General features: G+C 66.3%; 22 protein-coding genes. 10 read left to right on the top strand and 12 right to left on the bottom strand.

What is annotated here, in order from left to right; translation table 11 throughout:
* Positions 1 to 144: 144 nt before the first annotated feature.
* Entirely contained in the window at positions 145 to 1,287 is a 1,143-nt protein-coding gene (gene dnaJ / locus P5F91_RS08035; protein ID WP_145610753.1) for a molecular chaperone DnaJ, read from the top strand.
* A gap of 82 nt (positions 1,288 to 1,369) precedes the next feature.
* A complete protein-coding gene (locus P5F91_RS08040) occupies positions 1,370 to 1,951 on the top strand; it encodes an LOG family protein (RefSeq protein WP_145610752.1) in 582 nt (193 codons plus the stop codon).
* Between the two features lie 67 nt (positions 1,952 to 2,018).
* Here P5F91_RS08040 and hmpA read toward each other — a convergent pair whose 3' ends face one another.
* The 8 genes from hmpA to hisB form a co-directional block, all read right to left on the bottom strand.
* Positions 2,019 to 3,233 carry an NO-inducible flavohemoprotein gene (gene hmpA, locus P5F91_RS08045; RefSeq protein ID WP_277906966.1) on the bottom strand — a complete coding sequence of 405 codons (1,215 nt, stop codon included), beginning with the start codon at positions 3,231 to 3,233 and terminating at the stop codon, positions 2,019 to 2,021.
* Between the two features lie 231 nt (positions 3,234 to 3,464).
* Positions 3,465 to 3,827 carry a histidine triad nucleotide-binding protein gene (locus tag P5F91_RS08050; RefSeq protein WP_277906967.1) on the bottom strand — a complete coding sequence of 121 codons (363 nt, stop codon included), beginning with the start codon at positions 3,825 to 3,827 and terminating at the stop codon, positions 3,465 to 3,467.
* Positions 3,828 to 3,951: 124 nt separating this feature from the next.
* Positions 3,952 to 4,308, bottom strand: a complete 357-nt coding sequence (locus P5F91_RS08055; RefSeq protein ID WP_277906968.1) for a phosphoribosyl-ATP diphosphatase — start codon at positions 4,306 to 4,308, stop codon at positions 3,952 to 3,954.
* A gap of 4 nt (positions 4,309 to 4,312) precedes the next feature.
* Positions 4,313 to 5,074: an imidazole glycerol phosphate synthase subunit HisF gene (hisF, locus tag P5F91_RS08060; protein WP_277906969.1), complete on the bottom strand. Its 762-nt coding sequence runs from the start codon at positions 5,072 to 5,074 to the stop codon at positions 4,313 to 4,315.
* Positions 5,074 to 5,814 carry a 1-(5-phosphoribosyl)-5-[(5-phosphoribosylamino)methylideneamino]imidazole-4-carboxamide isomerase gene (gene hisA / locus P5F91_RS08065; RefSeq protein ID WP_145610747.1) on the bottom strand — a complete coding sequence of 247 codons (741 nt, stop codon included), beginning with the start codon at positions 5,812 to 5,814 and terminating at the stop codon, positions 5,074 to 5,076. Before hisA ends, hisF begins: the two co-directional genes overlap by 1 nt.
* A gap of 8 nt (positions 5,815 to 5,822) precedes the next feature.
* Positions 5,823 to 6,416: a GNAT family N-acetyltransferase gene (locus P5F91_RS08070; protein ID WP_145610746.1), complete on the bottom strand. Its 594-nt coding sequence runs from the start codon at positions 6,414 to 6,416 to the stop codon at positions 5,823 to 5,825.
* Between the two features lie 53 nt (positions 6,417 to 6,469).
* On the bottom strand, positions 6,470 to 7,135 hold the full coding sequence (gene hisH / locus P5F91_RS08075) for an imidazole glycerol phosphate synthase subunit HisH (RefSeq protein WP_277906970.1): 666 nt from the start codon (positions 7,133 to 7,135) through the stop codon (positions 6,470 to 6,472).
* Positions 7,136 to 7,166: 31 nt separating this feature from the next.
* Entirely contained in the window at positions 7,167 to 7,790 is a 624-nt protein-coding gene (gene hisB / locus P5F91_RS08080; protein ID WP_145610744.1) for an imidazoleglycerol-phosphate dehydratase HisB, read from the bottom strand.
* A 139-nt stretch (positions 7,791 to 7,929) separates the two neighbouring features.
* Here hisB and hslV point away from each other — a divergent pair, with 139 nt between their 5' ends.
* From hslV to P5F91_RS08100, 4 genes are all read left to right on the top strand, one after another.
* Positions 7,930 to 8,490, top strand: a complete 561-nt coding sequence (hslV, locus tag P5F91_RS08085) for an ATP-dependent protease subunit HslV (protein ID WP_277906971.1) — start codon at positions 7,930 to 7,932, stop codon at positions 8,488 to 8,490.
* Positions 8,491 to 8,498: 8 nt separating this feature from the next.
* Complete coding sequence (hslU, locus tag P5F91_RS08090; RefSeq protein ID WP_277906972.1) at positions 8,499 to 9,809, top strand: ATP-dependent protease ATPase subunit HslU; 1,311 nt, start codon at positions 8,499 to 8,501, stop codon at positions 9,807 to 9,809.
* A gap of 626 nt (positions 9,810 to 10,435) precedes the next feature.
* On the top strand, positions 10,436 to 13,381 hold the full coding sequence (locus P5F91_RS08095; protein WP_277906973.1) for a TonB-dependent receptor plug domain-containing protein: 2,946 nt from the start codon (positions 10,436 to 10,438) through the stop codon (positions 13,379 to 13,381).
* Positions 13,382 to 13,746: 365 nt separating this feature from the next.
* Positions 13,747 to 13,983 (top strand): hypothetical protein, encoded by a 237-nt coding sequence (locus P5F91_RS08100; protein WP_277906974.1) that lies wholly within the window; start codon positions 13,747 to 13,749, stop codon positions 13,981 to 13,983.
* 198 nt (positions 13,984 to 14,181) lie between these two features.
* Here the strand turns inward: P5F91_RS08100 and P5F91_RS08105 are convergent, their stop codons facing one another.
* The 3 genes from P5F91_RS08105 to P5F91_RS08115 form a co-directional block, all read right to left on the bottom strand.
* Positions 14,182 to 14,382 (bottom strand): hypothetical protein, encoded by a 201-nt coding sequence (locus P5F91_RS08105; RefSeq protein ID WP_145610740.1) that lies wholly within the window; start codon positions 14,380 to 14,382, stop codon positions 14,182 to 14,184.
* A gap of 444 nt (positions 14,383 to 14,826) precedes the next feature.
* Positions 14,827 to 16,077 carry a dicarboxylate/amino acid:cation symporter gene (locus P5F91_RS08110; RefSeq protein ID WP_145610739.1) on the bottom strand — a complete coding sequence of 417 codons (1,251 nt, stop codon included), beginning with the start codon at positions 16,075 to 16,077 and terminating at the stop codon, positions 14,827 to 14,829.
* A 164-nt stretch (positions 16,078 to 16,241) separates the two neighbouring features.
* On the bottom strand, positions 16,242 to 17,306 hold the full coding sequence (locus P5F91_RS08115; RefSeq protein ID WP_145610738.1) for an amino acid ABC transporter substrate-binding protein: 1,065 nt from the start codon (positions 17,304 to 17,306) through the stop codon (positions 16,242 to 16,244).
* 532 nt (positions 17,307 to 17,838) lie between these two features.
* On the opposite strand from P5F91_RS08115, the gene P5F91_RS08120 reads away from it, so the two are divergent.
* Positions 17,839 to 18,303, top strand: a complete 465-nt coding sequence (locus P5F91_RS08120; protein WP_040849287.1) for a (2Fe-2S)-binding protein — start codon at positions 17,839 to 17,841, stop codon at positions 18,301 to 18,303.
* A 2-nt stretch (positions 18,304 to 18,305) separates the two neighbouring features.
* Complete coding sequence (locus P5F91_RS08125) at positions 18,306 to 20,501, top strand: xanthine dehydrogenase family protein molybdopterin-binding subunit (RefSeq protein WP_277906975.1); 2,196 nt, start codon at positions 18,306 to 18,308, stop codon at positions 20,499 to 20,501.
* 166 nt (positions 20,502 to 20,667) lie between these two features.
* Here the strand turns inward: P5F91_RS08125 and P5F91_RS08130 are convergent, their stop codons facing one another.
* Entirely contained in the window at positions 20,668 to 21,144 is a 477-nt protein-coding gene (locus P5F91_RS08130; RefSeq protein WP_145610736.1) for a MarR family winged helix-turn-helix transcriptional regulator, read from the bottom strand.
* 301 nt (positions 21,145 to 21,445) lie between these two features.
* Here P5F91_RS08130 and P5F91_RS08135 point away from each other — a divergent pair, with 301 nt between their 5' ends.
* The gene (locus tag P5F91_RS08135; RefSeq protein ID WP_277906978.1) at positions 21,446 to 22,537 is read left to right on the top strand and encodes a fumarylacetoacetate hydrolase family protein; all 1,092 of its coding nucleotides are present in this window, start codon (positions 21,446 to 21,448) and stop codon (positions 22,535 to 22,537) included.
* A 29-nt stretch (positions 22,538 to 22,566) separates the two neighbouring features.
* A complete protein-coding gene (gene maiA, locus P5F91_RS08140) occupies positions 22,567 to 23,235 on the top strand; it encodes a maleylacetoacetate isomerase (protein WP_277906979.1) in 669 nt (222 codons plus the stop codon).
* Positions 23,236 to 23,278 lie beyond the last annotated feature (43 nt).

Below are 23,278 nucleotides of genomic sequence, written 5' to 3' on the forward strand. Positions count from 1 at the left end.
TGACTAGGTATCGGGCCCGTTCTCCGGTGAAATCCGGGGGGCGGGCCTGAGCCCCATCAGGGGCCTGTCCGTCAGGCCGCAGGCCCCTCGGGGCCTGGTGGGGCCCGGGTTCCGGCAATTCCCTGAAAGGGCTTAGGGCCAAACATGGCGAAGCAGGATTATTACGAACTTCTGGGCGTGGCGAAGACCGCCTCGGCCGACGACCTGAAAAAGGCGTATCGCAAGCTGGCCATGCAATATCACCCCGATCGCAATCAGGGTGACAAGGCGGCCGAGCAGAAATTCAAGGAAGTCAGCGAAGCGTACGAGGTCCTGAAGGACGAGCAGAAGCGGGCGGCCTACGACCGCTTCGGCCATGCCGCCTTCGAGAACGGCGGCGGCCGGGCCGGTGGCGGCGCCGGCGGCTTCGATTTCGGCAGCGGCTTCGCAGACATCTTCGAAGAGATGTTCGGCGACTTCATGGGCGGCCGCCGGGGTGGCGGGCAGGGCCCAGGCCGTGGCAGCGACCTGCGATACAACCTGGAAATCTCGCTGGAAGACGCCTTCAAGGGCACCTCCACGAACGTGCGCGTGCCGACCTCCGTCGCCTGCGACGTCTGCAACGGCACCGGCGCCGAGTCGGGCACTCAGCCGGTCACCTGCCCCACCTGCAACGGTGCTGGCAAGGTACGGGCGCAGCAGGGCTTCTTCACCATCGAGCGCACCTGCCCGGCGTGCTCCGGCGCCGGCCGCGTCATCAAGGATCCTTGCCGCAACTGCGGCGGCCACGGCCGCGTGCGCAAGGAAAAGACCCTGCAGGTCAACATCCCGGCCGGTGTCGAGGACGGCACCCGCATCCGCCTGACGGGCGAGGGCGAGGCCGGGGCCCGTGGGGCTCCCCCGGGCGACCTGTACATCTTCCTGGCCATCGCCCCGCACGCGCTGTTCATCCGCGACGGCGCCAACATCCAGTGCCGGGTGCCCATTCCCATGACCACGGCGGCCTTGGGCGGCACGGTCGAGGTGCCGACTATCGATGGCAGCCGCGCCCGCGTCTCCATCCCGCCGGGCACGCAGAGCGGGCACCAGTTCCGCTTGAAGGGCAAGGGCATGAGCGTCCTGCGCAGCACCCAGCGCGGCGACATGTATGTGACGGCCCTGGTCGAAACCCCGGTTAACCTGACCAAGCGCCAGCAGGAGCTGATGCGCGAGTTCGAGAAGGCGGGGGAAGAGAAGGGCGGCACCCACCCCGAATCGGAAGGCTTCTTCGCCAAGGTGAAGGAGCTGTGGGCCGACCTGAAGGAATAAGGGTTGTTGAATCGCGTCGGCGCGCCGCCTCCGTCCCAGGTTTTTGGGGGTGACGCGCCGGCGTTTTCTTTTGGGGAAAATCATGCAGCGTCTGTGCGTCTTCTGCGGCTCCAGCCCCGGCTTCGACCCTCGCCATCTTGAGGCCGCGCGCGGCCTGGGCCGGGCTTTGGCCGGCGCCGGCATCGGGCTGGTCTACGGCGGCGCCTCTGTCGGCCTCATGGGGGCTGTGGCCGATGCCGTCCTGGAGGCGGGCGGCCAGGTCATCGGCGTCATCCCGGAATCGCTGAAGAAGAAGGAAATCGCCCACGCCGGCCTGACCGACCTGCGCGTCGTCGCCTCCATGCACGAGCGCAAGGCCCTGATGGCGGAGCTGTCGGACGGCTTCGTCGCCCTGCCCGGCGGCATCGGCACCTTCGAGGAACTGTTCGAGGTCTGGACCTGGGCCCAGCTGGGCCATCACCAGAAGCCTTGCGCCATCTATAACGTCGCCGGCTTCTACGATGGCCTGACCACCTTCCTGGATGGCGTGGTGGCCTCCGGCTTCATGAAGCAGAACCACCGCGACATGCTGGTAACGGCCGACACGGCGGAGGATCTCCTGGACAAGCTGCGCGCCTATGAGCCGCCGGCCGTGACCAAATGGATCAAGGCGGACGAGCGCTGATAGGACACGGGAAAGAATAAGGCCGCCACGAAATGATCCCGGCGGCCTTTTCCTTTTGCCCGCGACGTCAGGCGGCGATCAGGTCATCGGCCGGGCCGAAGAATTCGTAATGGACGCGGTCGGCGGCGACGCCGGCCAGGGCCAGGCCGCTGAGATACGTACGCAGGAAGGGCTTGGGCCCGCACAGGTAGATGTCCGCCTGGTGCAGGGGCGTGTTCTCCCGCAGCCAGTCGATGCTGATGAAGCCTTCGCCATCGTGGCTGACGCCCAGCCGGTCCTGCGGGTGCGGATCGCTGTAGAAGGTGGCGACCTTGATGGTGGGGTGGCGGGCGGCGAGTGCCCGGACATGGGCGTCCATGGCGTGGGTGGTGCCGTTCAGTGCGCCGTGGATGTAGTGGGTTTCCAGGCCCGGGTGCCTGGCCGCGATCTCCTCCACCATGCTGACCATGGGGGTCAGGCCCACACCGCCCGACAGCAGGATGACGGGCCGCGCTGGCGCCTCATCGAGGAAGAAGTCGCCGGCGGGCGGCGTCGCCTCGATGATGTCGCCCACCTGGACATGGTCGTGCAGGTGGCGTGAGCCGCCGTTGCCGTTGGCCTCCCGCTTCACGGAGATGCGGTACTGCCGATCCTGCGGCGCGCAGGAGATGGAGTAGTTGCGCTTAACCTCGGTCCCGTCCGCGAGCGGAAAGCGGAAGGTCAGGTACTGCCCCGGCTTGTGGCGCGGCACGACGCCGCCATCGGCCGGCCGCAGGATGAAGGAGGTGATGACCGCGCTTTCCCGCACCTTGTCGGCCACCGTGAACTTGCGCCACCCGCTCCAGCCGCCCTGCTGCGACTCGATCCCGTCGCGCACCACGGACTCGCGGGCCTTCAGCACCTCCGCCAGGAACCAGTAGGCCTCCCCCCAGGCGTTCAGCACCGCGTTGGTCGCGGCGTCGCCCAGCACCTCCTTGATGGCGGCCAGCAGGGCCGTCGCCACATAGGGGTAATGCTCCGGCAGGATGTGATAGCCGACATGCTTGTGGGCGATGCGCTCCACCACCGGGGTCAGCGCGCCCAGGTTCTCGATATTGCGGGCGTAGGCCAGGATGGCGGCGGCCAGGGCATGCACCTGGGCGCCGTCTTCGCCCTGGTTGGCATGGTTGAACAGGGCGCGGATGTGGTCGTCCTGGAACAGGCGGCGATACATGGCCTTGGTGATGGCGGGGCCGTGTTCGGTCAGCAGCGGCACCGTGGCCTTGACCAGGGTGATGGTTTCCGGGCTAAGCGGCTTCAGCATGTCGTGCTCCTGTCTGGGGAAGGGCGGCCGGTCTTCCCCAGGCAAGGGGTGGCGGGCCGGCAAGGCGACTAATCATTCATTCTCGATGAATGAATTCCTGCCAGTCTTATTAATGCATGTCAAATACATCTTTAAACGCAAGCGCTGCGCCCGGCCTGACCCAGCGCGGGCGGATACGAAAAAGGCCGCCGGATCGCTTCCGGCGGCCTTCACCATCGCTGGTGGTAAAGGTTAAAGCGGTGTCACCAGCCGGCCCAGCGGGCGGCCGCCCAGGATGTGGACGTGGTAGTGCGGCACTTCCTGGTGGCTGTCGGGCCCGTGGTTGGAGATCAGGCGATAGCCCGAGCCCTCAACCCCCGCCTCGGCGGCGATGCGGCTGACGGCGCGGGTGAAGGCGGCGATCTCGGCATCGCTGGCCTGGGCGCCGAAATCGGCGGCGCTGACGTAAGCCCCCTTCGGAATCACCAGGATGTGGGTAGGGGCCTGCGGGTGGATGTCGTGGAAGGCCAGGACATGATCGTCCTCGTAGGCCTTCTTGCACGGGATCTCGCCGCGCAGGATGCGGGCGAAGATATTGTTCGTGTCATAGGACATTTTTGGTTTCTCCCTCAAGCGCCGGGCGGCCACGTCCTTGGCCTTGGCTTATCCTCGCTCGCCCTTCGGTGCTCACTGCGGGGCTGGCGGTCGCCAGCCTGATATAGCCCAGTTTTATGGCGTGTTATGCTTTGCGGTTCTTCTTTTCCTCGATGCCGCTGATGCCCTGGCGGGCGGCCAGCACGGCATAGATGTCGTCCGGTGTCAGCCCCGCATCGGCCCACAACACCAGTAGATGATAGAGCAGGTCGGCGGATTCCGAGGCCAGCTTGTCGCGGTCGCCGCGCATGGCCTCGATCACCGCCTCCACCGCCTCTTCCCCCACCTTCTGGGCGATCTTGGCGGTGCCGCGGCTGAACAGCCGGGCGGTGTGCGAGGTTTCGGGATCGGCGCCCTTGCGGGCCAGGATGGTGGCGTACAGATCCTTCAGGTGGTTGGCCAGGTGGCTGGCCGGCGGGTCGCTCTTTGTCTTGGCCGCCATGGCATCACACCCCGCGCATGGGAATGCCGGCGGCGGCCATGTGGGCCTTGGCCTGGGCGATGGAATAGGTGCCGAAGTGGAAGATGCTGGCGGCCAGAACGGCCGAGGCATGGCCCTGGGTGACGCCGTCCACCAGATGGTCGAGCGTGCCGACCCCGCCAGAGGCGATCACCGGCACGGGCACGGCATCGGCCACGGCGCGCGTCAGCTCCAGGTCGAACCCGCTCTTGGTGCCGTCCCGGTCCATGGAGGTCAGCAGGATTTCGCCGGCGCCGTATTCCGCCATGCGCCGGGCCCACTCCACCGCGTCCAGCCCCGCTTCCTTGCGGCCGCCGTGAGTGTACACGCCCCAGCGGCCGTTGGCGTCGCGCTTGGCGTCGATGCCCACCACCACGCATTGGGCGCCGAACTTCTGCGCCGCCTCGCGCACGAATTCGGGCCGGCTGACGGCGGCGCTGTTGATCGACACCTTGTCGGCGCCGGCCAGCAGCAGCTTGCGGATGTCCTCCACCGTGCGCACGCCGCCGCCCACCGTCAGGGGCATGAACACCTGTTCCGCCGTGCGGCGCACGACGTCGAAGATGGTGTCGCGGCCTTCATGGCTGGCGGTGATATCCAGGAAGGTCAGCTCGTCGGCCCCGGCGGCGTCATACAGACGCGCTTGCTCGACGGGATCGCCGGCGTCCACCAGGTCGACGAAGTTGACGCCCTTGACCACGCGTCCGTCCTTCACGTCCAGGCAGGGGATGATGCGGCGTTTCAGCATTACAGCATCTCCCTGGGGCGGTTCAGCAGGCTCAGCGCCGCCACGGGATCGATGCGCCCGTCATACAGGGCACGGCCGCAGATGACGCCGGTGATGCCCGTGTCCTCCTGCCGCTTCAGCGCGGCCAAGTCGGCGATGCTGGACACCCCGCCCGAAGCGATCACCGGCGTGGTGAGGTGGGAGGCCAGGTCGGCCGTCGCCTCCACGTTCACCCCGCCCAGGGCGCCGTCCCGGTCAATGTCGGTGTAGATGATGGCGGCCACGCCGGCGTCTTCGAACTTCAGCGCCAGGTCCAGGGCCGTGATGTCGGACGCCTCGGCCCAGCCCTCCACCGCCACGCGGCCGTCGCGGGCGTCGATGCCTACGGCCACACGGCCGGGGAACAGGCGGCAGGCCTGCTTCACCAGCTCGGGGTCGCGCACGGCGATGGTGCCCAGGATCACCCGCTCCACCCCGCGCTTCAGCCAATCCTCGATGGTGGCGATGTCGCGGATGCCGCCGCCCAGCTGCACCGGCAGCTTCACCCGGTTCAGGATGGCGGCCACGGCGTCGCCATTGACCGGCCGGCCGGCGAAGGCGCCGTTCAGGTCGACCAGATGCAGCCACTCGAAGCCCTGCGCCGCGAAGCGCGCCGCCTGGTCGGCCGGGTCGGTGTTGAACACCGTGGCCTGGTCCATGTCGCCGCGCACCAGGCGCACGCAGGCGCCGTCCTTAAGGTCGATGGCCGGATAAATGATCATGGTTCGCCCTAATCCCGCTTGCTGTCTTGAGGCCGGTCTTCCTGCCGGCTGGGTTCCGTCAGATCCTTGTAGAAGAACAGGCCCGGGATATCCCGCCCGTCCACCCGCGCATAATGGGGATGGTGGCCCCATTCGATGTAGCCCAAGGCGCGGTACAGCGCGATGGCGGCACCCTGGGTGGCGCGCACGTCCAGGTTCAGGATACGGAAGCCGGCCTTGCGCGCCTCCTCCTCCACCGCCAGGGTCAGCGCCCGGGCCAGGCCATGGCCGCGCCCCCACGGAGCGACGAAGCTGGTGGTCAGGGTGCAGGCGAAGCTCTGCGCCTCATTGTTGCGGGTGGGGCGCACCAGCTGGGCCGATCCGGCGATGACCCCGTCCAGGCGGCCCACCAGCAGGGTGCGCTCCGGCACCACCATCACGCCCTTCCAATAACGCTCCATGGCCTCCCGCACGGGGGGCGCCACCCAGCCGAAGCCGCCGCCGTCGCGGATGGCCAGGTCGGCGGCGTCGCACAGGTCGTCCATGTCGCCGGGGCGGATGCGTTCCACCACCTCCACGGTGATCTGGGCGCTGGGGGCGGCCGGCTGATGCGCACCGGACATGGGGAACCTCGAAGCGTGGCGGCGGGAACGATAACGCGTAGGACAGGGGGTGATCAGGGTGTCCAGGCCAGGAAATTGGCGATCAGCTTCAGGCCCGTGGCCTGGCTTTTCTCCGGATGGAACTGGGTGCCCGCCAGGTTGTCGCGGCCCACCAGCGCGGGAATGGATCCGGCGTAGTCGGCATGGGCCTTCAGCAGGGCGGGGTCGCCCACCTTCAGGCCGTAAGAATGGACGAAATAGACATGGGATCCGGCCTCGATGCCGGCCAGCAGCGGATGGTCCGCCTGGTCCAGCACCAGCTCGTTCCAGCCCATGTGCGGAATCTTCAGGGCGGGATCGGCCGGGGTCAATCGTTCCACTACCGCATCGATCCAGCCCAGGCCTGGGTGCACGCCATGTTCGCGACCCTCGCGCGCCATCAGCTGCATGCCGACGCAAATGCCCAGGAAGGGCTGGCCGCGGCGGATGACCGCCTCTTCCAGCGCGTCCTTGAGCCCGTCCACCGCCAGCAGGCCGCCCATGCAGTCGGCGAAGGCGCCCACGCCCGGCAGGATGACGCGGTCCGCCCGGGCAATGGCGTCCGGGTCGGCCGTGACGGTGACCGCCAGCCCATGACGCCCCGCCTCCTGCGCCGCCCGTTCCACCGCCTTGGCGGCGGAGCGCAGGTTGCCGGAGCCGTAGTCGATGAGCGCCACGGAGGCGGAAGAGGTCGCGGTCATGGCAGGCGGACCCTGTGACGGAAAGAAAGGATCAGAGCGTACCGCCCAGCACACCCTTGGTGGAGGGCACGGCGTCGGCCTTGCGCGGGTCGATCTCGATGGCGGCGCGCAGGGCCCGGGCCAGGGCCTTGTAACAACTCTCCACGATGTGGTGGTTGTTCTCCCCGTACAGGTTTTCCATGTGCAGGGTAGCGCCGGCGGCGAAGGCGAAGGCCTGGAACCATTCCTTGAACAGTTCCGTGTCCATCTCGCCCAGCTTGTCGCGGGTGAAATGAACCTTCCAGATCAGATAGGGCCGGTTGGACAGGTCGATGGCCGCGCGGGTCAGCGTCTCATCCATGGGGATGTAGGCGTGGCCATAGCGGTTGATGCCGCGCCGGTCGCCCAGGGCCTTGGCCACGGCCTCGCCGATGGCGATGCCGGTATCCTCGGTCGTATGGTGGAAATCGATGTGCAGGTCGCCCACCGCGCGCACCGTCAGGTCGATGAGAGAATGGCGCGACAGCTGCTCCAGCATATGGTCAAGGAAGCCGATGCCGGTCGACACGTCGTAACGGCCGGTACCGTCGAGATCCACGGTCACGCTGATCTGCGTTTCCTTGGTCTTGCGCTCCACAGTGCTGCTGCGGGCGCCTGCTGGTTCGTTCCTGTCCATAAGCACTACTTAGCAGCAAGGCTGTTACCGTGAAAGGGGCGGAGCATAGACTCTGGCGCATGGCTTGACCCGCATCATCGCCATCCCACATACCGTGGGCCCTCATCCTATTTCCCGTTTCCAACCGGAACCTCTTCCCATGTCCGACTACGGCAAGACCCACGACCCCATCCAGTGGCACGGCACCACCATCCTTTCCATTCGCAAGAACGGGCAGGTGGTGGTGGCCGGCGACGGTCAGGTGTCGGTGGGCAACACGGTGATGAAATCCAACGCCCGCAAGGTCCGCCCCCTGGCTGGCGGCAGCGTCATGGCCGGCTTCGCCGGAGCCACGGCGGACGCCATGACCCTGTTCGAACGGTTGGAGGCCAAGCTGGAACAGTATCCGGGCCAGCTGACCCGCGCCGCCGTGGAACTGGCCAAGGACTGGCGCACCGACCGCTACCTGCGCCGGCTGGAGGCCATGATGGCGGTGGCGGACCGCCAGGCCAGCCTGATCCTGACCGGCAACGGCGATGTGTTAGAGCCGGAGGACGGCATCATCGGTATCGGCTCCGGCGGCGCCTACGCCCTGGCCGCCGCCCGCGCCCTGATCGACCTGCCGGACATGGACGCAGAGGCCATCGCCCGCAAGGCGCTGGGCATCGCTGCCGACATCTGCGTCTACACCAACCGCAACATCACCCTGGAAAAGCTGTGAGCCCGGCGATGACCTCGTTCTCCCCCCGCGAAATCGTCTCGGAACTGGACCGCTACATCGTCGGCCAGAAGGACGCCAAGCGCGCCGTGGCCATCGCGCTCCGCAACCGCTGGCGCCGCCAGCAATTGCCGGACGGCTTGAAGGAGGAGGTTCTGCCCAAGAACATCCTCATGATCGGCCCGACCGGCGTGGGCAAGACCGAGATCGCGCGCCGCTTGGCCAAGCTGGCCCAGGCCCCCTTCCTGAAGGTGGAGGCGACCAAGTTCACCGAGGTCGGCTATGTCGGTCGCGACGTGGAACAGATCGTCCGCGACCTGGTGGAGATCGCCATCAACCTGACCCGCCAGCGCCTGCGCAAGGAGGTCGCGGCCAAGGCGGAACTGCGCGCCGAGGAACGGGTGCTGGACGCCCTGGTGGGCGAGGGGGCGTCGTCCGAGACGCGGCAGAAGTTCCGCAAGATGCTGCGCGAGGGTCAGCTGAACGACAAGGAGATCGAAATCCAGGTGCAGGACAACGCCGCGTCCGCCCCGGCCTTCGACATCCCCGGCATGCCCGGCGGCAGCATGAGCATGATCAACCTGGGCGACATCTTCGGCAAAGCCTTCGCCGGCCGTACCAAGGCCCGCCGCATGACGGTGGCCGAAAGCCACACCGTGCTGATGGCCGAGGAATCCGACAAGCTGCTGGACAACGAGACGGTGGTGGCCGAAGCCATCCACGCCGTGGAGCAGAACGGCATCGTCTTCCTGGATGAGATCGACAAGATCACCGCCCGTTCCGAAAACCGGGGCGGCGGCGACGTCAGCCGCGAAGGCGTGCAGCGCGATCTGCTGCCCCTGATCGAGGGCACGACGGTCAACACCAAGCATGGCGCGGTGAAGACCGATCATATCCTGTTCATCGCGTCCGGCGCCTTCCACGTGGCCAAGCCGTCCGATCTGCTGCCCGAGCTGCAGGGCCGCCTGCCCATCCGCGTGGAACTGAAGCCCCTGACCGAGGAAGACTTCCGCCGCATCCTGACGGAGCCTGAGGCCAGCCTGATCAAGCAGTACGTGGCGCTGCTGAAGACCGAGGAGGTGGCTCTCAGCTTCACCGACGACGCCATCGACGAGCTGGCGCGCCTGGCGGTGCAGATCAACAGCACGGTGGAGAACATCGGCGCCCGCCGCCTGCACACGGTGCTGGAACGCCTGCTGGAGGAGATCAGCTTCACCGCCGCCGACCAGGCCGGCAGCGCCGTGGCCATCGACGCCGCCTATGTGCGGGAAAAGGTGTCGGACCTGGCCAAGAACGCCGACCTCAGCAAATTCATCCTGTAAGTGCCAACCGTGATGACCAGGGAAGGGCGGCCCCCTGCGGGTCGCCCTTTTTGCTGCGCCGGCGGCGCAGCGACTACTAATTTAGTGCTAGGCGGGTGCCGCCGATGCCGCGGCCGCCGGGCCTCCAGGATATGGCGCCGTCGCTCGCGGCGTAGGAATAACAGCCGACGTCGGGCATCGGCATTTCATTGTAAAAACAAGGTGTAGAGCGACAAAGTGTCGCGGCCTTGCCAGCTCGGCGGAAAAAAACCTAACTGGCCGGTCAGAAAAGGGCACTCTCCGAGTCGGCCTTTTGGTGGGGGTAAAACTAAGTCTAAAGGCATATCATAGGTAAGGACCGGATGCCGCCGCACTTGGCTGGCCAAGGCATGTAATTTTTATATAAAGACAAAAACTTTGACGAAACTTTATAACTAACCTGTATCAAAAATGATACATAACTGCCATCAGTTGCAATACAGCAATCTTTCCTGATTGACGCCCGGCGCGTCGCTCACGGACTGTTTCAATCTGTTATCGCCCCCCAATGAACAAAAGGATTGGGGCGATATCTGCCGTTTGGTGGGGGAAAACGCCATATCGGCATAGGCAGATCAAATAACAAATCCGAACAGGAGATAGATTTAATGAGGGGATTACATTTTAAGACCCGCCAGGCCTTGCTGGCGGGTGCCGCCCTTGGCTTGTCTACGCTGACCATGACGGCGACCATTGCCCATGCGGCCGATGATGACTTGCAGGAAATCGTCGTCACCGGTTCCCGCATCGCGCGTTCCGTCAATACGGAAGCCGCGCCCATCCAGGTGATCAGCTCCGAGGACATCGCCAGCCGCGGCATCGTCAACATCCAGGACGCCCTGCTGCAGAACCCCACCTTCGGTTCGCCAACCTTCTCGCGGTCCAACTCCAACTTCGACATCGCCAATTCCGGCATCGCCACGGTTGATCTGCGCAATCTGGGCGAGGACCGCACCCTGGTGCTGGTCAACGGCCGCCGTTTCGTGGCGGGTGAGCCGGGCAGCACCGCCGTCGATTTGAACAGCATTCCGACGGCACTGATCGACCACATCGAAGTCCTGACCGACGGCGCCTCGGCCATTTACGGTTCCGATGCCATCGCCGGCGTGGTCAACATCATCATGAAGAAGGATTTCGAGGGCGTGGCGGCGGATGTCCGCTACGGCATCTCCGACCACAGCGACAGCATCACCAAAGACGCCACGCTGACCATGGGCGGCAAGATCGGCAGCCGTGGCCATGCCCTGGCCTACTTCGGCTATTCCGAAGAGGGGGCGGTCTATTCCCGCAACCGCGCCGGCTCCGCCGTGGACCAGGAATCGACAGGCGTGCTGGATGGCGAGCTGGACCATGCCTTCCAGATCACCACCCCCTATCTGTCGTCCTATGCGCCCCAGGGCCGCTTCACGGCGGGTAAAACCTCCTATACCTACCTGCCCAACGGCACCCTGGTCACCGGCTTCTACACCAACGGCAACAGCGCGCTGGGCCGCCAGCCTGATGGTTTCAACCGCAGCGCCTACCGCACCATCGCCATTCCCACCACCCGCTATTCCGGCGCCGCCAGCGCGGATTACGAGATCACGGATTGGGTGAAGGCGTTCACCGAGCTGAACTACGCCCAAACCCACACCCAGTCGCGGCTTGAGCCTTTTCCCCTGGCGTCCAATCAGATCTTCACCGATCCCACCGCCCTGGGGCAGTGGAACGTGCAGTACCGCGACAGCAACGGCGTCGTCCGGAACAATCCGCTGGTACCCGCCGCCATCCTGGCCTCCGCCAAGGACAGCAATGGCGACGGCTTGAAGGACATCCAGTTCACCAAGCGTCTGTCCGACATTGACAACCGCGGCTCCAAGAACGATCGCCAGACCTTCCGCGCCGTGTTGGGCCTTGAGGGCACGATCCCGAAGATCGAGACGCTGGTCCCGACCTTCAGCAACTTCAAGTGGGATGCCTCTTACAACTACGGCCAGACCACGCAGTCGCAGGTGTCGACCGGCCAGGTCAACATCCTGAACTTCGCCAACGCGCTGGACGTGGAACAGCTGAGCAACGGCACCATCCAGTGCCGCAACGCCAGCGCCCGCGCCGCCGGCTGCGTGCCGCTGAACCTGTTCGGCTTCAATTCCATGAGCAAGGCGGCGGCGGATTATGTCCGCGCCGACCAGACGCTGAACGCAAGGGTCACGCAGAAGGTCGCCCAGGCCAACATCTCCGGCGACGTGTTCCAGTTGCCGGCCGGTCCCCTGGGTGTCGCCTTCGGTGTGGAACACCGGGTGGAAACCAGTGCGTCCGACAACGACGTCCTGACCCAGCAGGGCCTGAATGGCGGCAACAAGGCGCCTAATGTCGAGGGGGCGTACCACGTCACCGAGGAATACGCCGAAGCCAACATCCCGGTGCTGAAGGATCTGCCGTTGATCCACAGCCTGTCGATCGACATGGCCGATCGCATGGCCAGCTACTCCAGCGTCGGTGACATCAACAGCTGGCGCGCCGGCGGCGAATACGCCCCCATCAGCGACCTGCACTTCCGCGGCCATTACTCCGTGTCGGTGCGCGCGCCGCACGTGAACGAGCTGTACGACCCCGGCACGCAGACCTTCCCCACCGGTCTGGTCGACCCCTGCTCGGGCATCACCGCCAGCGGCGGCGGCGCGCTGGGGGCCACCTGCCGGTCCATTCCGTCGATCCTGGCCCGCATCAACGCCCAAGGCTCTTTCACGCCGACCCAGGCGGAACTGCAGGGGGTCAGCGGCTTCAACTCGGGCAATCCCAATCTGGGTGCCGAGCGCAGCAAGAACATCAGCGCCGGTGCCGCCTATTCGCCGAGCTTCATCCCCAACCTCAGCTTGACCGCGGATTACTTCGGCATTGTTGTCGACAACGCGGTGGAATCGGTTCCGCGCCAGTTCGCGCTGGACCAGTGCTATCGCACCGGTGATGGCCACACCGGCCAGTTCTGCGGCCTGATCACCCGCGACCAGAACGGCGCCCTGCAGTACATCAATTCCAACCTGCAGAACGTCGGACAACTGGTCACCAGCGGCATCGACATCACCGCCGCCTATAACTACGACCTGGACAAGTTGGGCCTGGCGGGCACCGCCGGTGTCCACGCCAGCTACACCATGCTGTTCCAGGGTTATACTGTTCCGCTGCCGGGCGCCGACCATGACCAGTTCGCCGGCGAAATCGGGGCTTCGCGCCACCGCGCCACCGTCGACCTGACCTATAGCTGGGAAAACCTGAACTTCGACTGGACCGTCCGCTACATTGGCCCGGCCCGGTTCGACGACCAGTTCCTGAAGAGCTACGATTGGCCGTTGACCACTGGCATCGGCGCCAAGATCTATAACGATATCCAGGTGAGCTATGCCCTGTTCGATCGCGCGGTCGAACTCTATGCGGGCGCGCACAACCTGCTCGATGTGGCGCCGCCCCCCGTTTACTCGGGTCTGCCGGGCGACGTTACGGGCACCGAGACAGCTGCCGGCACGTACGACGTGATCGGCCGCTTCGTCTACGGTGGTGTACGCGTGAAGTTCTAAAAACCGCTCCAGCGATGCCGGCCCCGCCCAGGGTCGGCACCGTCGGAATGGATGTTTCCCTCAATATCTCACTTGAAGGCGGCTGCCGGTTTCCGGCATGCCGCCTTTTTTTCGGCCTGGCCGCCGCCCATGCCGCGCCCGGATCGCCGGGGCCATGGCATCGCCATCCTGGCATCAGACAGCGGTGTCTTGTCCTTTTAATCCATTAACAGATAATTCGACTTAAATTTCCCTTGGGATCGAAGTGTGTGATCTATGACACAGAGAATCCCTTTAATGAAAAGATAGACTATTTATACCTTAAGAGGGGTTTCATGGCCCCTGCGGGTAACTTTATTGTTCCCGTACAGGATCAACCCAGGAACATGACATCCGGGGGTAAGATGAACGGCGATGCAACGGAGACGGTGGCGGACCTGCCACTGCCACAGATCAAGACTAGGGATAAGACCGCCGGCGACAAGAGCGCCGGCCGCTGGCTGCTGCTGGCGTTGACCGCCGTGGGCATGATCCTGCTGGCGGCTTGGTCGTCCTCAGGCGAAAGCAACGCCGCCCCGGCCAAGGTACCGGCCCAGATGTCAGGGGCCCCGGTCGAACAATAACGCCTGAAACGGGTTTGATTGTTCGCCGGGCGGCCTTGCGGCCGCCTTTTTCATTTGTGGCTTATCTTATTCATGGACTTGGGGACAGGCGGCGCCTGCCAATTCCATCTATTTCCGCTGGCCGCACCCCGGCATCTTCTCCCCGGGGGCGGCAATCGTCAGATCAACCATGTAAAAGGCCGATCGGCAGGGTTGATTTCACGCGTGGCCGGCCAGGGCCGGTTCCGCTGCGGAAACCTTGGGTGCGGCCGCCTTCACGGCGGGCTTGGTGGCTTTGCGGGCCACGCTGGCCATCAGTTTCAGGACATCATCGCGGTAGACGCCGTCGCGCTCCATCACCAGGCGGACCACCGGGTCCTCCAGCATGTCGGTCAGGCGGGGTTCGTGGTGCACCATCATCGTGTCTCACCCTCCCTTCTTGGGCTTTGTCCAAGCCTGCTCCAGGCTTCGAGGTTCCAGGCCCCGTCCCCACTTCAGAAGGGGCGGGGCATGAGCCATCCGTCGCCATGGGGCATATATGAGCATGGCAGACGGCTATGACAGGGGCATGTCGGGTTTGTGGCCGCCGATGTCAGCGGCCATCCGGCATACCCTTGCCGTACAGTGGGTTGTACGATGCCGGAAGCTGGGAATCGTCGCCCGCCGATGGGGGTAGGGCGCCCTGCCGCAGGGGCCAAGGAAAGGGCAGGCGTGCCAGGCGCTTAGCCGCACAGCCCCGTGGTACCTCAAACGCGAACGGCGGACCCGGGGGCTCGCCGTTGGTGGGGGTGCGGCCTTCCGCCACCCCATAATTTCCGGGGCCGATGATGTCCGGAGCCCATGGCTTCGGAGATGGCGGCGGCGTCAGATGTCCTCTTCCCCATCGGCCAAATGACCGGGGCCCAGCAGGCCCTCCCACTTGGCGATGACGGCGGCGGCGACCGACACGCCCACCACGTTGGTGGCGCTGCGGCCCATGTCCAGCAGGTGATCGACGGCCAGCACCAGCACCATGCCCTCCGACGGGATGTGGAAGAAAGGCAGGGCCGCGGCGATGACCACCAGCGAGGCGCGCGGCACGCCGGCGATGCCCTTGCTGGTCAGCAGCAGCAGGCCCAGCATCTCCACCTGCTGGCCGATGCTGATGTGGATGCCGTAGGCCTGGGCGATGAACATGGTGGCGAAGGTGCAGTAGATCATCGATCCGTCGAGGTTGAACGAATACCCCAGCGGCAGGACGAAGCTGACGATCTTACGGGCGGCGCCGAAGGCCTGCATGCGCTCCAGCGTGCGCGGGTACGCGGCTTCGGAGCTGGCGGTGGAAAAGGCCAGCAGCACGGGCTGGCGGATGGCGCTGACCAGCTCGCGAACCCGGCCGCCGATGAAGGGCACCGCCGCCGCCAGCAGCACGACCCACAGCAGCGCCATGGCCAGGTAGAAGCCGCCCACGAACTTCACGTAGCTGCCCAGCACCTGCAGACCCTGCGTCGTCACCGTGGCCGCCAGGGCCGCGAAGATGGCGACGGGCGCGAACATCATGACATAGCTGGTCACCTTCAGCATGACGGTGGCGATCTGTTCCACCAGGTGCACCACCACCGGCACCTTCTCCTTCACCGAGGCGATGGCGATGCCCGCGAAGATGGAGAAGACGACGATCTGTAGGATCTCGTTGTTGGCCATGGCCTCGATCACCGAGCGCGGCACCGTGTGCTCGATGAAGTTCTTCAGGGTGAAGACGGCGGCGTCGGGCGCCTTGCCGCCGGACGTGGGGTCCGGCAGGGCCATGCCCACGCCAGGTTCCAGGATCTGCACCATGACTAGGCCCAGGATCAGCGAGACGATGCCGGCCAGCAGGAACCAGCCCAGGGTCTTCACACCCACGCGGCCGATGGCGGCCACATCCTCCATATGCGCGATGCCCACCACCAAGGTGGAGAAAACCAGGGGCGCGATGATCATCTTGATCAGGCGCAGGAAAATGTCCGTCAGGATGGACAGCGTGCTGGCCAGCGAGGCCCCGTCGGCCGCGGGCAGGTTGTGCCCCACGGCGCCCACCGCGATGCCGGCGACCATCGCGCCCAGGACGAACAGCGTGAAGCGCTTTTGCTGCATTGAAACCTATCCCCCGATGGCCGGTGCCGCCGCCCCGACGTACCCGGGGCGATTTTGGCGCGGTCAAATTTTCTGTTGCTGTCTACTTGCCTTGAAACCGGCGCCGATACAACGGCGGCTTTCGCCGGGAAGGGCGGTCCCTACCGGAATCGCTATGTTTCCCATCACCGTATGGGCATGGCGTACATCAGGCCGCCCTGGTTCCACAGGGCGTTCAGCCCGCGGTCCAGGCGCAGCACGGAATTGCGGCCGACATTGCGCTCGAACACTTCGCCATAGTTGCCCACCTGGGAAACGATACGCACGGCCCATTCATCGTCCAGGCCCAGCGACTTGCCCAGGCCGGCCCCTGTCTGCACGCCCAGCAGGCGTTGCACACCTGGCGCGGCGGACCCCAGGTTGTCGCGCACGTTGGCCTTGGTGACGCCCCGCTCCTCCGCTTCGATCAAGGCGAAGACGGTCCATCTCACGATGTCGAACCATTGCTCGTCGCCCTTGCGCACGGCGGGTGCCAGCGGCTCCTTCGAGATCAGCTCCGGCAGGATCAGATAATCGTCGGCGCTGACCGTCTGCGCGGCGCGGGTGGCGGCCAGGGCTGAGGCGTCGGTGGTATAGGCGTCGCAGCGGCCGCTGAAGAAGGCGGCCACCAACTCACTCAAGTCCTCGATGGCCAGCGGCCTGTAGCTCATGCCCGTGGATTGGAAGTAATCCGCCAGGTTCAGTTCGGTGGTGGTGCCTTGCTGCACGCAGATGGTAGCGCCGTTCAGCTCGCGCACGCTGCGCGCCCGGAAGGACCGCCGCACCATGAAGGCCTGGCCGTCGTAATAGACGGGCGGGGCGAAGTCCATGCCCTGCACATCGCGGCTCAGGGTCCAGGTGGTGTTGCGCGACAGCAGGTCGATATCCCCCGACAGCAGGCTGCTGAAGCGCTGGCGGCCGCTCAGGGGGATGAACTGCACCTTACGGGCGTCGCCCAGCACGGCGGCGGCCACGGCGCGGCAGATATCCACGTCCAGGCCCGTCCATTCCCCCTGGCTGTCCGGTGCCCCGAATCCCGGCAGGCCGGTGTTGACGCCGCAGCGCAGCGTGCCGCGCTGGCGCACCTGCTCCAGCGTGCCGCCGCTTTTGGCGGGACCGGGGGTGGCCGCCTGGGCGGGCGTTGTCAGGACGCCGGCCGCCAGGGCCAGGCCCAGCGCCACGCCCAGCACCACAGTCTTCGCCGGGCGCATCCAGCCGCGCCGCATCCTGTGCCCCATGACCCGCCCCACGTCACCCCGAAGTCCCGCTCCCGCGCGACCGGCCTTGGGCGTTAACCGTTTGGTGGCCAAGGGGTCGTCACGGGTCATCACAAGATACAAAAGCCCCGCGCGGGCGCCTAGTGCTCCCACGATGGATTCCGCCGGCCATAACAATGGGGTTGATCATTCGTCGCGTCGAAACAGACGCTATATTTGACTGGAAATAACGGAGGGACACAAGTAATGAACACGGTCTCGCGTCGCGCCAGCCCACCATATGGGAAGAAACCGACGATTTCGCAAGTCCACCATTTGGCCAAGTTGGCCATTTCTACACGATCGTGGTACATCCATGACTTCCGGCGGGCATGGAGTTGCCCGCCGTTCCGCGTCCGTATTCCGTAAGGCGTGTCTTGCCGCCTGTCCGCCCGCATCGGATAGACCGGGACTGTGCCGGGTGCCGCCTGGTGCAGCCATCCGGAATGGGGATGCCCCACACGACGAACCCCCGGGATTGAGATCCATGCCGCCCATCAAACTCACCCTCAACGGAAAGCCCTGGTCGGTTGACGCCGATCCCGACATGCCGCTCCTCTGGGCGGTGCGCGAGATCGCGGGAAAGACGGGCTCCAAGTTCGGTTGCGGCGCCGCCCAGTGCGGCGCCTGCACCATGCATGTCGACGGCCAGCCCGTGCGCGCCTGCTCCACCCCCATCGGGTCCATCGCCGGGTCCAAGGTGACCACGATCGAGGGCATCGAGGGCAAGGTGGCCAAGGCCGTGCAGGACGCCTGGGTCAAGCTGGACGTGGTCCAGTGCGGCTATTGCCAGTCGGGCCAGATCATGTCGGCCGTCGCCCTGCTGACCGATAACGCCAAGCCCACCGACCAGGACATCGACAGCGCCATGAGCGGCAACCTCTGCCGCTGCTCTACCTATGTCCGCATCCGCGCCGCCATCCACGAGGCGGCCAAGGCGCTGGAGATCTGATCATGCCCGATGGACACATGACCCAAAGCCCCGAGGGCACGTCCCGCCGCCGTTTCCTTCAGGTCACCGGCGGCGCCGGCGTGGGCCTGATGGTGGGCTTCACCTGGACCGGCACCAGCCGCCGGGCCCAGGCCGCCGCTGCGACCAACGCCTTCGTCCCCAATGCTTTCGTAAAAGTGGCGCCGGACGGCACCGTCACCGTGCTGATCAAGCATCTGGAGATGGGCCAGGGCGTCTTCACCGGCCTGACCGCCATCGTGGCGGAAGAGATGGACGCCGACTGGGCGCAGATGCGGGCGGAACATGCCCCCGCCAACGCCAAGCTGTACAACAACACCGCCTTCGGCCCCATCCAGGGCACCGGCGGGTCCACCTCCGTCTACAATTCCTGGACCCAGCTGCGCCAGGCCGGCGCCACGGCGCGCGCCCTGCTGGTGGCGGCCGCCGCCCAGACCTGGGGCGTGCCCGCGTCGGACATCACCGTGTCCAAGGGCGTGGTTTCCTCCGGCACGCACAAGGCCGGCTTCGGTGAACTGGCGGCCAAGGCAGCCACCCTGCCCGTGCCCGCCGACGTGCCCCTGAAGGATCCGAAGAACTTCACCCTGGTGGGCACCAAGCTGCCGCGCAAGGACAGCGCGGAGAAAACCACCGGCAAGGCCATCTTCGCCATCGACGTCGTCCAGCCGGGCATGCTGGTGGCGGTGGTGCAGCGCCCGACCCGTTTCGGCGCCAAGGCCCAGGCCATCGACGCCAAGGCGGCGAAGGCGGTGAAGGGCGTGGTCGAGGTGGTGGAGATCCCGCGCGGCGTGGCCGTGCTGGCCACCTCCTACTGGGCGGCGCACCAGGGGCGTGAGGCGCTGAAGGTCACCTGGGACGAAACCAACGCCGAGAAGCGCGGCACCGACGCCATCATCGCCGATTACAAGGCCTTGCTGCCCAAGCCCGGTCAACTGGTGACCAAGGAAGGCGATGTCGACGCGGTGAAGGGTGCCAAGACCCTGAAGGCGGAATTCACCTTCCCCTACCTGGCCCACGCGCCCATGGAGCCGCTGACCTGCGTGGTCAAGCTGGGCAAGGAAGGCTGCGAGATCTGGGCGGGCGACCAGTTCCAGACCATCGACCAGATGAACGCCGCCAAGACGGCCGGCCTGAAGCCCGAGCAGGTGACCATCCACACCGTCTACGCCGGCGGCAGCTTCGGCCGCCGCGCCAACATCGAGTCCGACTACATTGTCGAGGGCGTGGCCATCGCCAAGGCGCTGTCGGACACCAAGGTGCAGGGCGGCAAGCTGGCCGGACGGCCGGTGAAGCTGATCTGGTCGCGGGAAGATGACATCCGCGGCGGCCGCTACCGCCCCCTGTATGTCCACGGCATGGAGGCCAAGCTGGGTGCCGACGGCAGCGTACTGGCCTGGCAGCACCGCATCGTTGGTCAGAGCATCATGGCCGGCGGCCCGTTCGAGCAGCCGGGCAAGCCCGACGCCACCTCGGTCGAGGGGGCGGCGGAGATCCCCTACACCATCCCCAACCGCCTGGTCGACCTGCACACCACCACCTCGCCCGTGCCGGTGCTGTGGTGGCGGTCGGTGGGGTCCACCCACACCGCCTTCGCCGTGGAAACCTTCCTGGACGAACTGGCGGCGGAGGCCAAGCAGGATCCGGTGGCCTTCCGGCGCAAGCTGATGGAAAAGCATCCGCGCCACCTGGCGGTGCTGAACCTGGCGGTGGAAAAGGCCGAGTGGACCAAGCCCCTGCCCAAGGGTTGGGCGCGGGGCGTGGCGGTGGCGGAAAGCTTCCGTTCCGTCGTCGCCCACGTGGCCGAGGTGTCGCAGGATGACAAGGGCCGCATCAAGGTGGAGCGCGTGGTCTGCGCCGTCGATTGCGGCATTGCCGTCACCCCGGACGTGGTCAAGGCCCAGATGGAGGGCGGCATCGGCTATGGCGTGGGCGCCATCATGTACGGCGCCATCACCATGAAGGACGGCGTGGTCGACCAGTCCAACTTCGACACCTACCGCTGCCTGCGCATCGATGAGATGCCCAAGGTGGAGGTGCATATCGTCCCCAGCGCCAACCCGCCCACCGGTGTCGGCGAACCGGGTGTGCCGCCCTTGGGGCCGGCGGTGGCCAACGCCATTGCCGCCCTGACCGGCAAGCGCATCCGCGACCTGCCCTTCGCCGGGTCGGTTAGCGTCTAAGTACTATTCTCAAACACTTAAGTGCCAAGCGGTGACGTGGGACTAGTCCCACGTCACTGTAGGATGCGACTGCATCCGCCGGAAGTTTCCGGGGAACGCAGTGGACTGGAAACTGAGGACAGCCAAAGGCCCGGATGGGCCTGCCGGCGCCTGAGGACACAAAAAACTAATCCAAACTATCCGACAGCGGCACCGACTCCGGGATCTCCTGCGCCACGCGCTGTTCCAGCTTTTCCATCAGTGCCCACAGCTGGGCGCGCTCGGCGTCGGTCAGGACCGACAGCAGCTGGCCCTCCCAGGCCAGAGCCTCTGGCGCCACCTGTGCGTAAAGGTCGCGGCCCTTGTGGCTGAACGACAGGCGCAGCAGGCGCTGGTCGCGGGGGTGGGGCTGGCGGTCCAGCAGGCCGGCGGCGACCAGGCGGTTCACCGCCCGGCTGACCTTGGCCTTGTCCATGGCCGTGCGCTCCACGATGTCGTTGGACGACAGCGGCTGTTCCTGGCCCAGGGTGGCGAACACCCGCCATTCCGGAATGCTGAGGCCGAAGCGTTCCTGGTACCGCGTGGCCAGCGCCAGGCTGACCTTCTTCGACAGGATGTTCAGCCGGTAGGGCAGGAAGCGGTTCAGCTGCAGATCGGGGGGCATGGGGGGCTCACCCTGTGACAGGTTGGTGGCGGTGGCGGGGCGGCTTGACAGGGAAACCCGCGCGGCCTACTGTACTTATAACGTTTCATTTGAAACGATAAAACCGACCGCTGTCCATCCTGTCATTGGGGTTGTCCTTAACGGGCAGCGCCCCCGGGGGTGGAAGACGGGTTGGGAGGAAACAGCCCCGTTTTTCGTGGTCTCAAGGCGCCGCCGTCCCCTGGAATGGCCGGCCGCCTTGAGGGCGCCCCTTTTCCTGCCGACCCCGTAAGGGCGAAAGGATCGATAGGAAAGGCCCCCCATGAAGCTGGCTACCCTGAAATCGCTGGACCGCACGCTGGACGCCGCCTTGCAGGCCAAGGTGGGCCGCGACGGTATCCTGGTCGTCGTGTCGGCCGACTTGGCGCGCTGCCGCGCCGTGCCGGGCATCGCCGCCACGCTGCAGCAGGCGCTGGACGACTGGGCCGAGGTGGCGCCGCGCCTGGCCGAGGTGGCGGCCGAATTGGATGAGGGCATCGCCCCGTTCGAGGCCTTCGACGAGGCCGCCTGCATGGCGCCGCTGCCCCGCGCCTATCAGTGGGCGGACGGCTCGGCCTACGTCAACCATGTGGAACTGGTGCGCAAGGCGCGCGGCGCCGACATGCCGCCCAGCTTCTGGACCGATCCCCTGATGTACCAGGGCGGGTCCGACAGTTTCCTCGGGCCCCGCGATCCCATCCTCATGGCCAACGAGGCCTGGGGCATCGATCTGGAGGGGGAGGTGGCGGTGGTCACCGGCGACGTGCCCATGGGCGTGTCGGCGGCGGATGCGCGCGGCCTGATCCGCCTAGTCATGCTGGTCAACGACGTTTCCCTGCGCGGCCTGATTCCGGCGGAATTGGGCAAGGGCTTCGGCTTTTTCCAATCCAAGCCGTCCAGCGCCTTCGCCCCCGTGGCGGTGACGCCGGACGCCCTGGGCGACGCCTGGCGCGATGGCAAGCTGCACCTGGACCTGCTGTCCTTCATCAACGGGCAGCCGTTCGGCCGGCCCAACGCCGGGATCGACATGACCTTCGACTTCGGCCAGCTGATCGCGCACGCCGCGCGTACCCGGCCGCTGGTCGCCGGCACCATCATCGGCTCCGGCACCGTGTCCAACCGGGGGCCGGACGGCGGCCCGGGCAAGCCCATCACGGAAGGCGGCGTGGGTTATTCCTGCCTGGCCGAGGTGCGCACGGTGGAAACCCTGCTGCAGGGGCAGCCCAAGACGCCCTTCCTGCGCTTCGGCGACAGCGTGCGCATCGAGATGAGGGACGCCGCCGGCGCCAGCATCTTCGGCGCCATCGAGCAGACGGTGGCGGAATACCGGCCCCAGCCGGTGGCGCCCGAGCCCGTTCCGGCCCCCGTCCTCTGACCATTCCCCTTCCAGGACCCGCCTGCCCCATGGCCTCGCTCGCCCTCTATACTTACTTCCGCTCCTCCGCCGCCTACCGCGTGCGCATCGCGCTGAACCTGAAGGGCCTGACGGCCGAGCAGGTGCCGGTGCACCTGCTGCGCGACGGTGGGGAACAGCTGAAGCCGGACTATCTGGCCCTGAACCCGCAGGGCCAGCTGCCCACCCTGACGGTGGACGACGCGACCGGCCGCCACCTGCTGACCCAGTCGCTGGCCATCGTGGAATACCTGGACGAGGTTCACCCTACCCCCGCCCTGCTGCCGGCCAACCCCATCGTCCGGGCCCAGGCGCGCGCCGTGGCCCTGGCCATTGCCTGCGACATCCACCCCATCAACAACCTGCGGGTCCAGAAGTACCTGAAGGGTGAGATGGGCGTGGATGAGGAACGGGCCGGCCGCTGGGTGCGCCACTGGATGGAAACCGGTCTGGCGGCGGTGGAGGCGATGGTGAAGCCCCATGCCGGCCGCTTCAGTTTCGGCGACACGCCCGGCCTGGCCGACCTGACCCTGGTGCCGCAGATGTTCAACGCCCGGCGCTTCAACGCCGACCTGTCCGCCTGCCCCACCCTGGTGGCCATCGACCAGGCCTGCCTGGCGCTGCCGGCCTTCGCCGACGCCGCACCCGACCGCCAGGCCGACGCGCCGCCCGCGGCCTGACGGCGCGAAGGCCTCAAGCTTCCGCTCGCCTGGCGGGCGGGCT

Source organism: Nitrospirillum amazonense (genome assembly GCF_029594735.1).
Lineage (GTDB): Bacteria > Pseudomonadota > Alphaproteobacteria > Azospirillales > Azospirillaceae > Nitrospirillum > Nitrospirillum amazonense.

Coding starts and splice junctions, on each gene's coding strand:
- P5F91_RS08130 (WP_145610736.1), bottom strand. CDS start 21,144: ATGCCCCCCGATCTGCAGCTGAACCGCTTCCTGCCCTACCGGCTGAAC.
- hslU (WP_277906972.1), top strand. CDS start 8,499: ATGACCTCGTTCTCCCCCCGCGAAATCGTCTCGGAACTGGACCGCTAC.
- hmpA (WP_277906966.1), bottom strand. CDS start 3,233: ATGCTGAAGCCGCTTAGCCCGGAAACCATCACCCTGGTCAAGGCCACG.
- P5F91_RS08135 (WP_277906978.1), top strand. CDS start 21,446: ATGAAGCTGGCTACCCTGAAATCGCTGGACCGCACGCTGGACGCCGCC.
- hisA (WP_145610747.1), bottom strand. CDS start 5,814: ATGATCATTTATCCGGCCATCGACCTTAAGGACGGCGCCTGCGTGCGC.
- P5F91_RS08040 (WP_145610752.1), top strand. CDS start 1,370: ATGCAGCGTCTGTGCGTCTTCTGCGGCTCCAGCCCCGGCTTCGACCCT.
- P5F91_RS08125 (WP_277906975.1), top strand. CDS start 18,306: ATGCCCGATGGACACATGACCCAAAGCCCCGAGGGCACGTCCCGCCGC.
- P5F91_RS08100 (WP_277906974.1), top strand. CDS start 13,747: ATGACATCCGGGGGTAAGATGAACGGCGATGCAACGGAGACGGTGGCG.
- hisF (WP_277906969.1), bottom strand. CDS start 5,074: ATGCTGAAACGCCGCATCATCCCCTGCCTGGACGTGAAGGACGGACGC.
- P5F91_RS08115 (WP_145610738.1), bottom strand. CDS start 17,306: ATGCGCCCGGCGAAGACTGTGGTGCTGGGCGTGGCGCTGGGCCTGGCC.
- P5F91_RS08095 (WP_277906973.1), top strand. CDS start 10,436: ATGAGGGGATTACATTTTAAGACCCGCCAGGCCTTGCTGGCGGGTGCC.
- P5F91_RS08070 (WP_145610746.1), bottom strand. CDS start 6,416: ATGTCCGGTGCGCATCAGCCGGCCGCCCCCAGCGCCCAGATCACCGTG.
- P5F91_RS08110 (WP_145610739.1), bottom strand. CDS start 16,077: ATGCAGCAAAAGCGCTTCACGCTGTTCGTCCTGGGCGCGATGGTCGCC.
- dnaJ (WP_145610753.1), top strand. CDS start 145: ATGGCGAAGCAGGATTATTACGAACTTCTGGGCGTGGCGAAGACCGCC.
- P5F91_RS08050 (WP_277906967.1), bottom strand. CDS start 3,827: ATGTCCTATGACACGAACAATATCTTCGCCCGCATCCTGCGCGGCGAG.
- maiA (WP_277906979.1), top strand. CDS start 22,567: ATGGCCTCGCTCGCCCTCTATACTTACTTCCGCTCCTCCGCCGCCTAC.
- P5F91_RS08055 (WP_277906968.1), bottom strand. CDS start 4,308: ATGGCGGCCAAGACAAAGAGCGACCCGCCGGCCAGCCACCTGGCCAAC.
- hslV (WP_277906971.1), top strand. CDS start 7,930: ATGTCCGACTACGGCAAGACCCACGACCCCATCCAGTGGCACGGCACC.
- P5F91_RS08105 (WP_145610740.1), bottom strand. CDS start 14,382: ATGATGGTGCACCACGAACCCCGCCTGACCGACATGCTGGAGGACCCG.
- P5F91_RS08120 (WP_040849287.1), top strand. CDS start 17,839: ATGCCGCCCATCAAACTCACCCTCAACGGAAAGCCCTGGTCGGTTGAC.
- hisB (WP_145610744.1), bottom strand. CDS start 7,790: ATGGACAGGAACGAACCAGCAGGCGCCCGCAGCAGCACTGTGGAGCGC.
- hisH (WP_277906970.1), bottom strand. CDS start 7,135: ATGACCGCGACCTCTTCCGCCTCCGTGGCGCTCATCGACTACGGCTCC.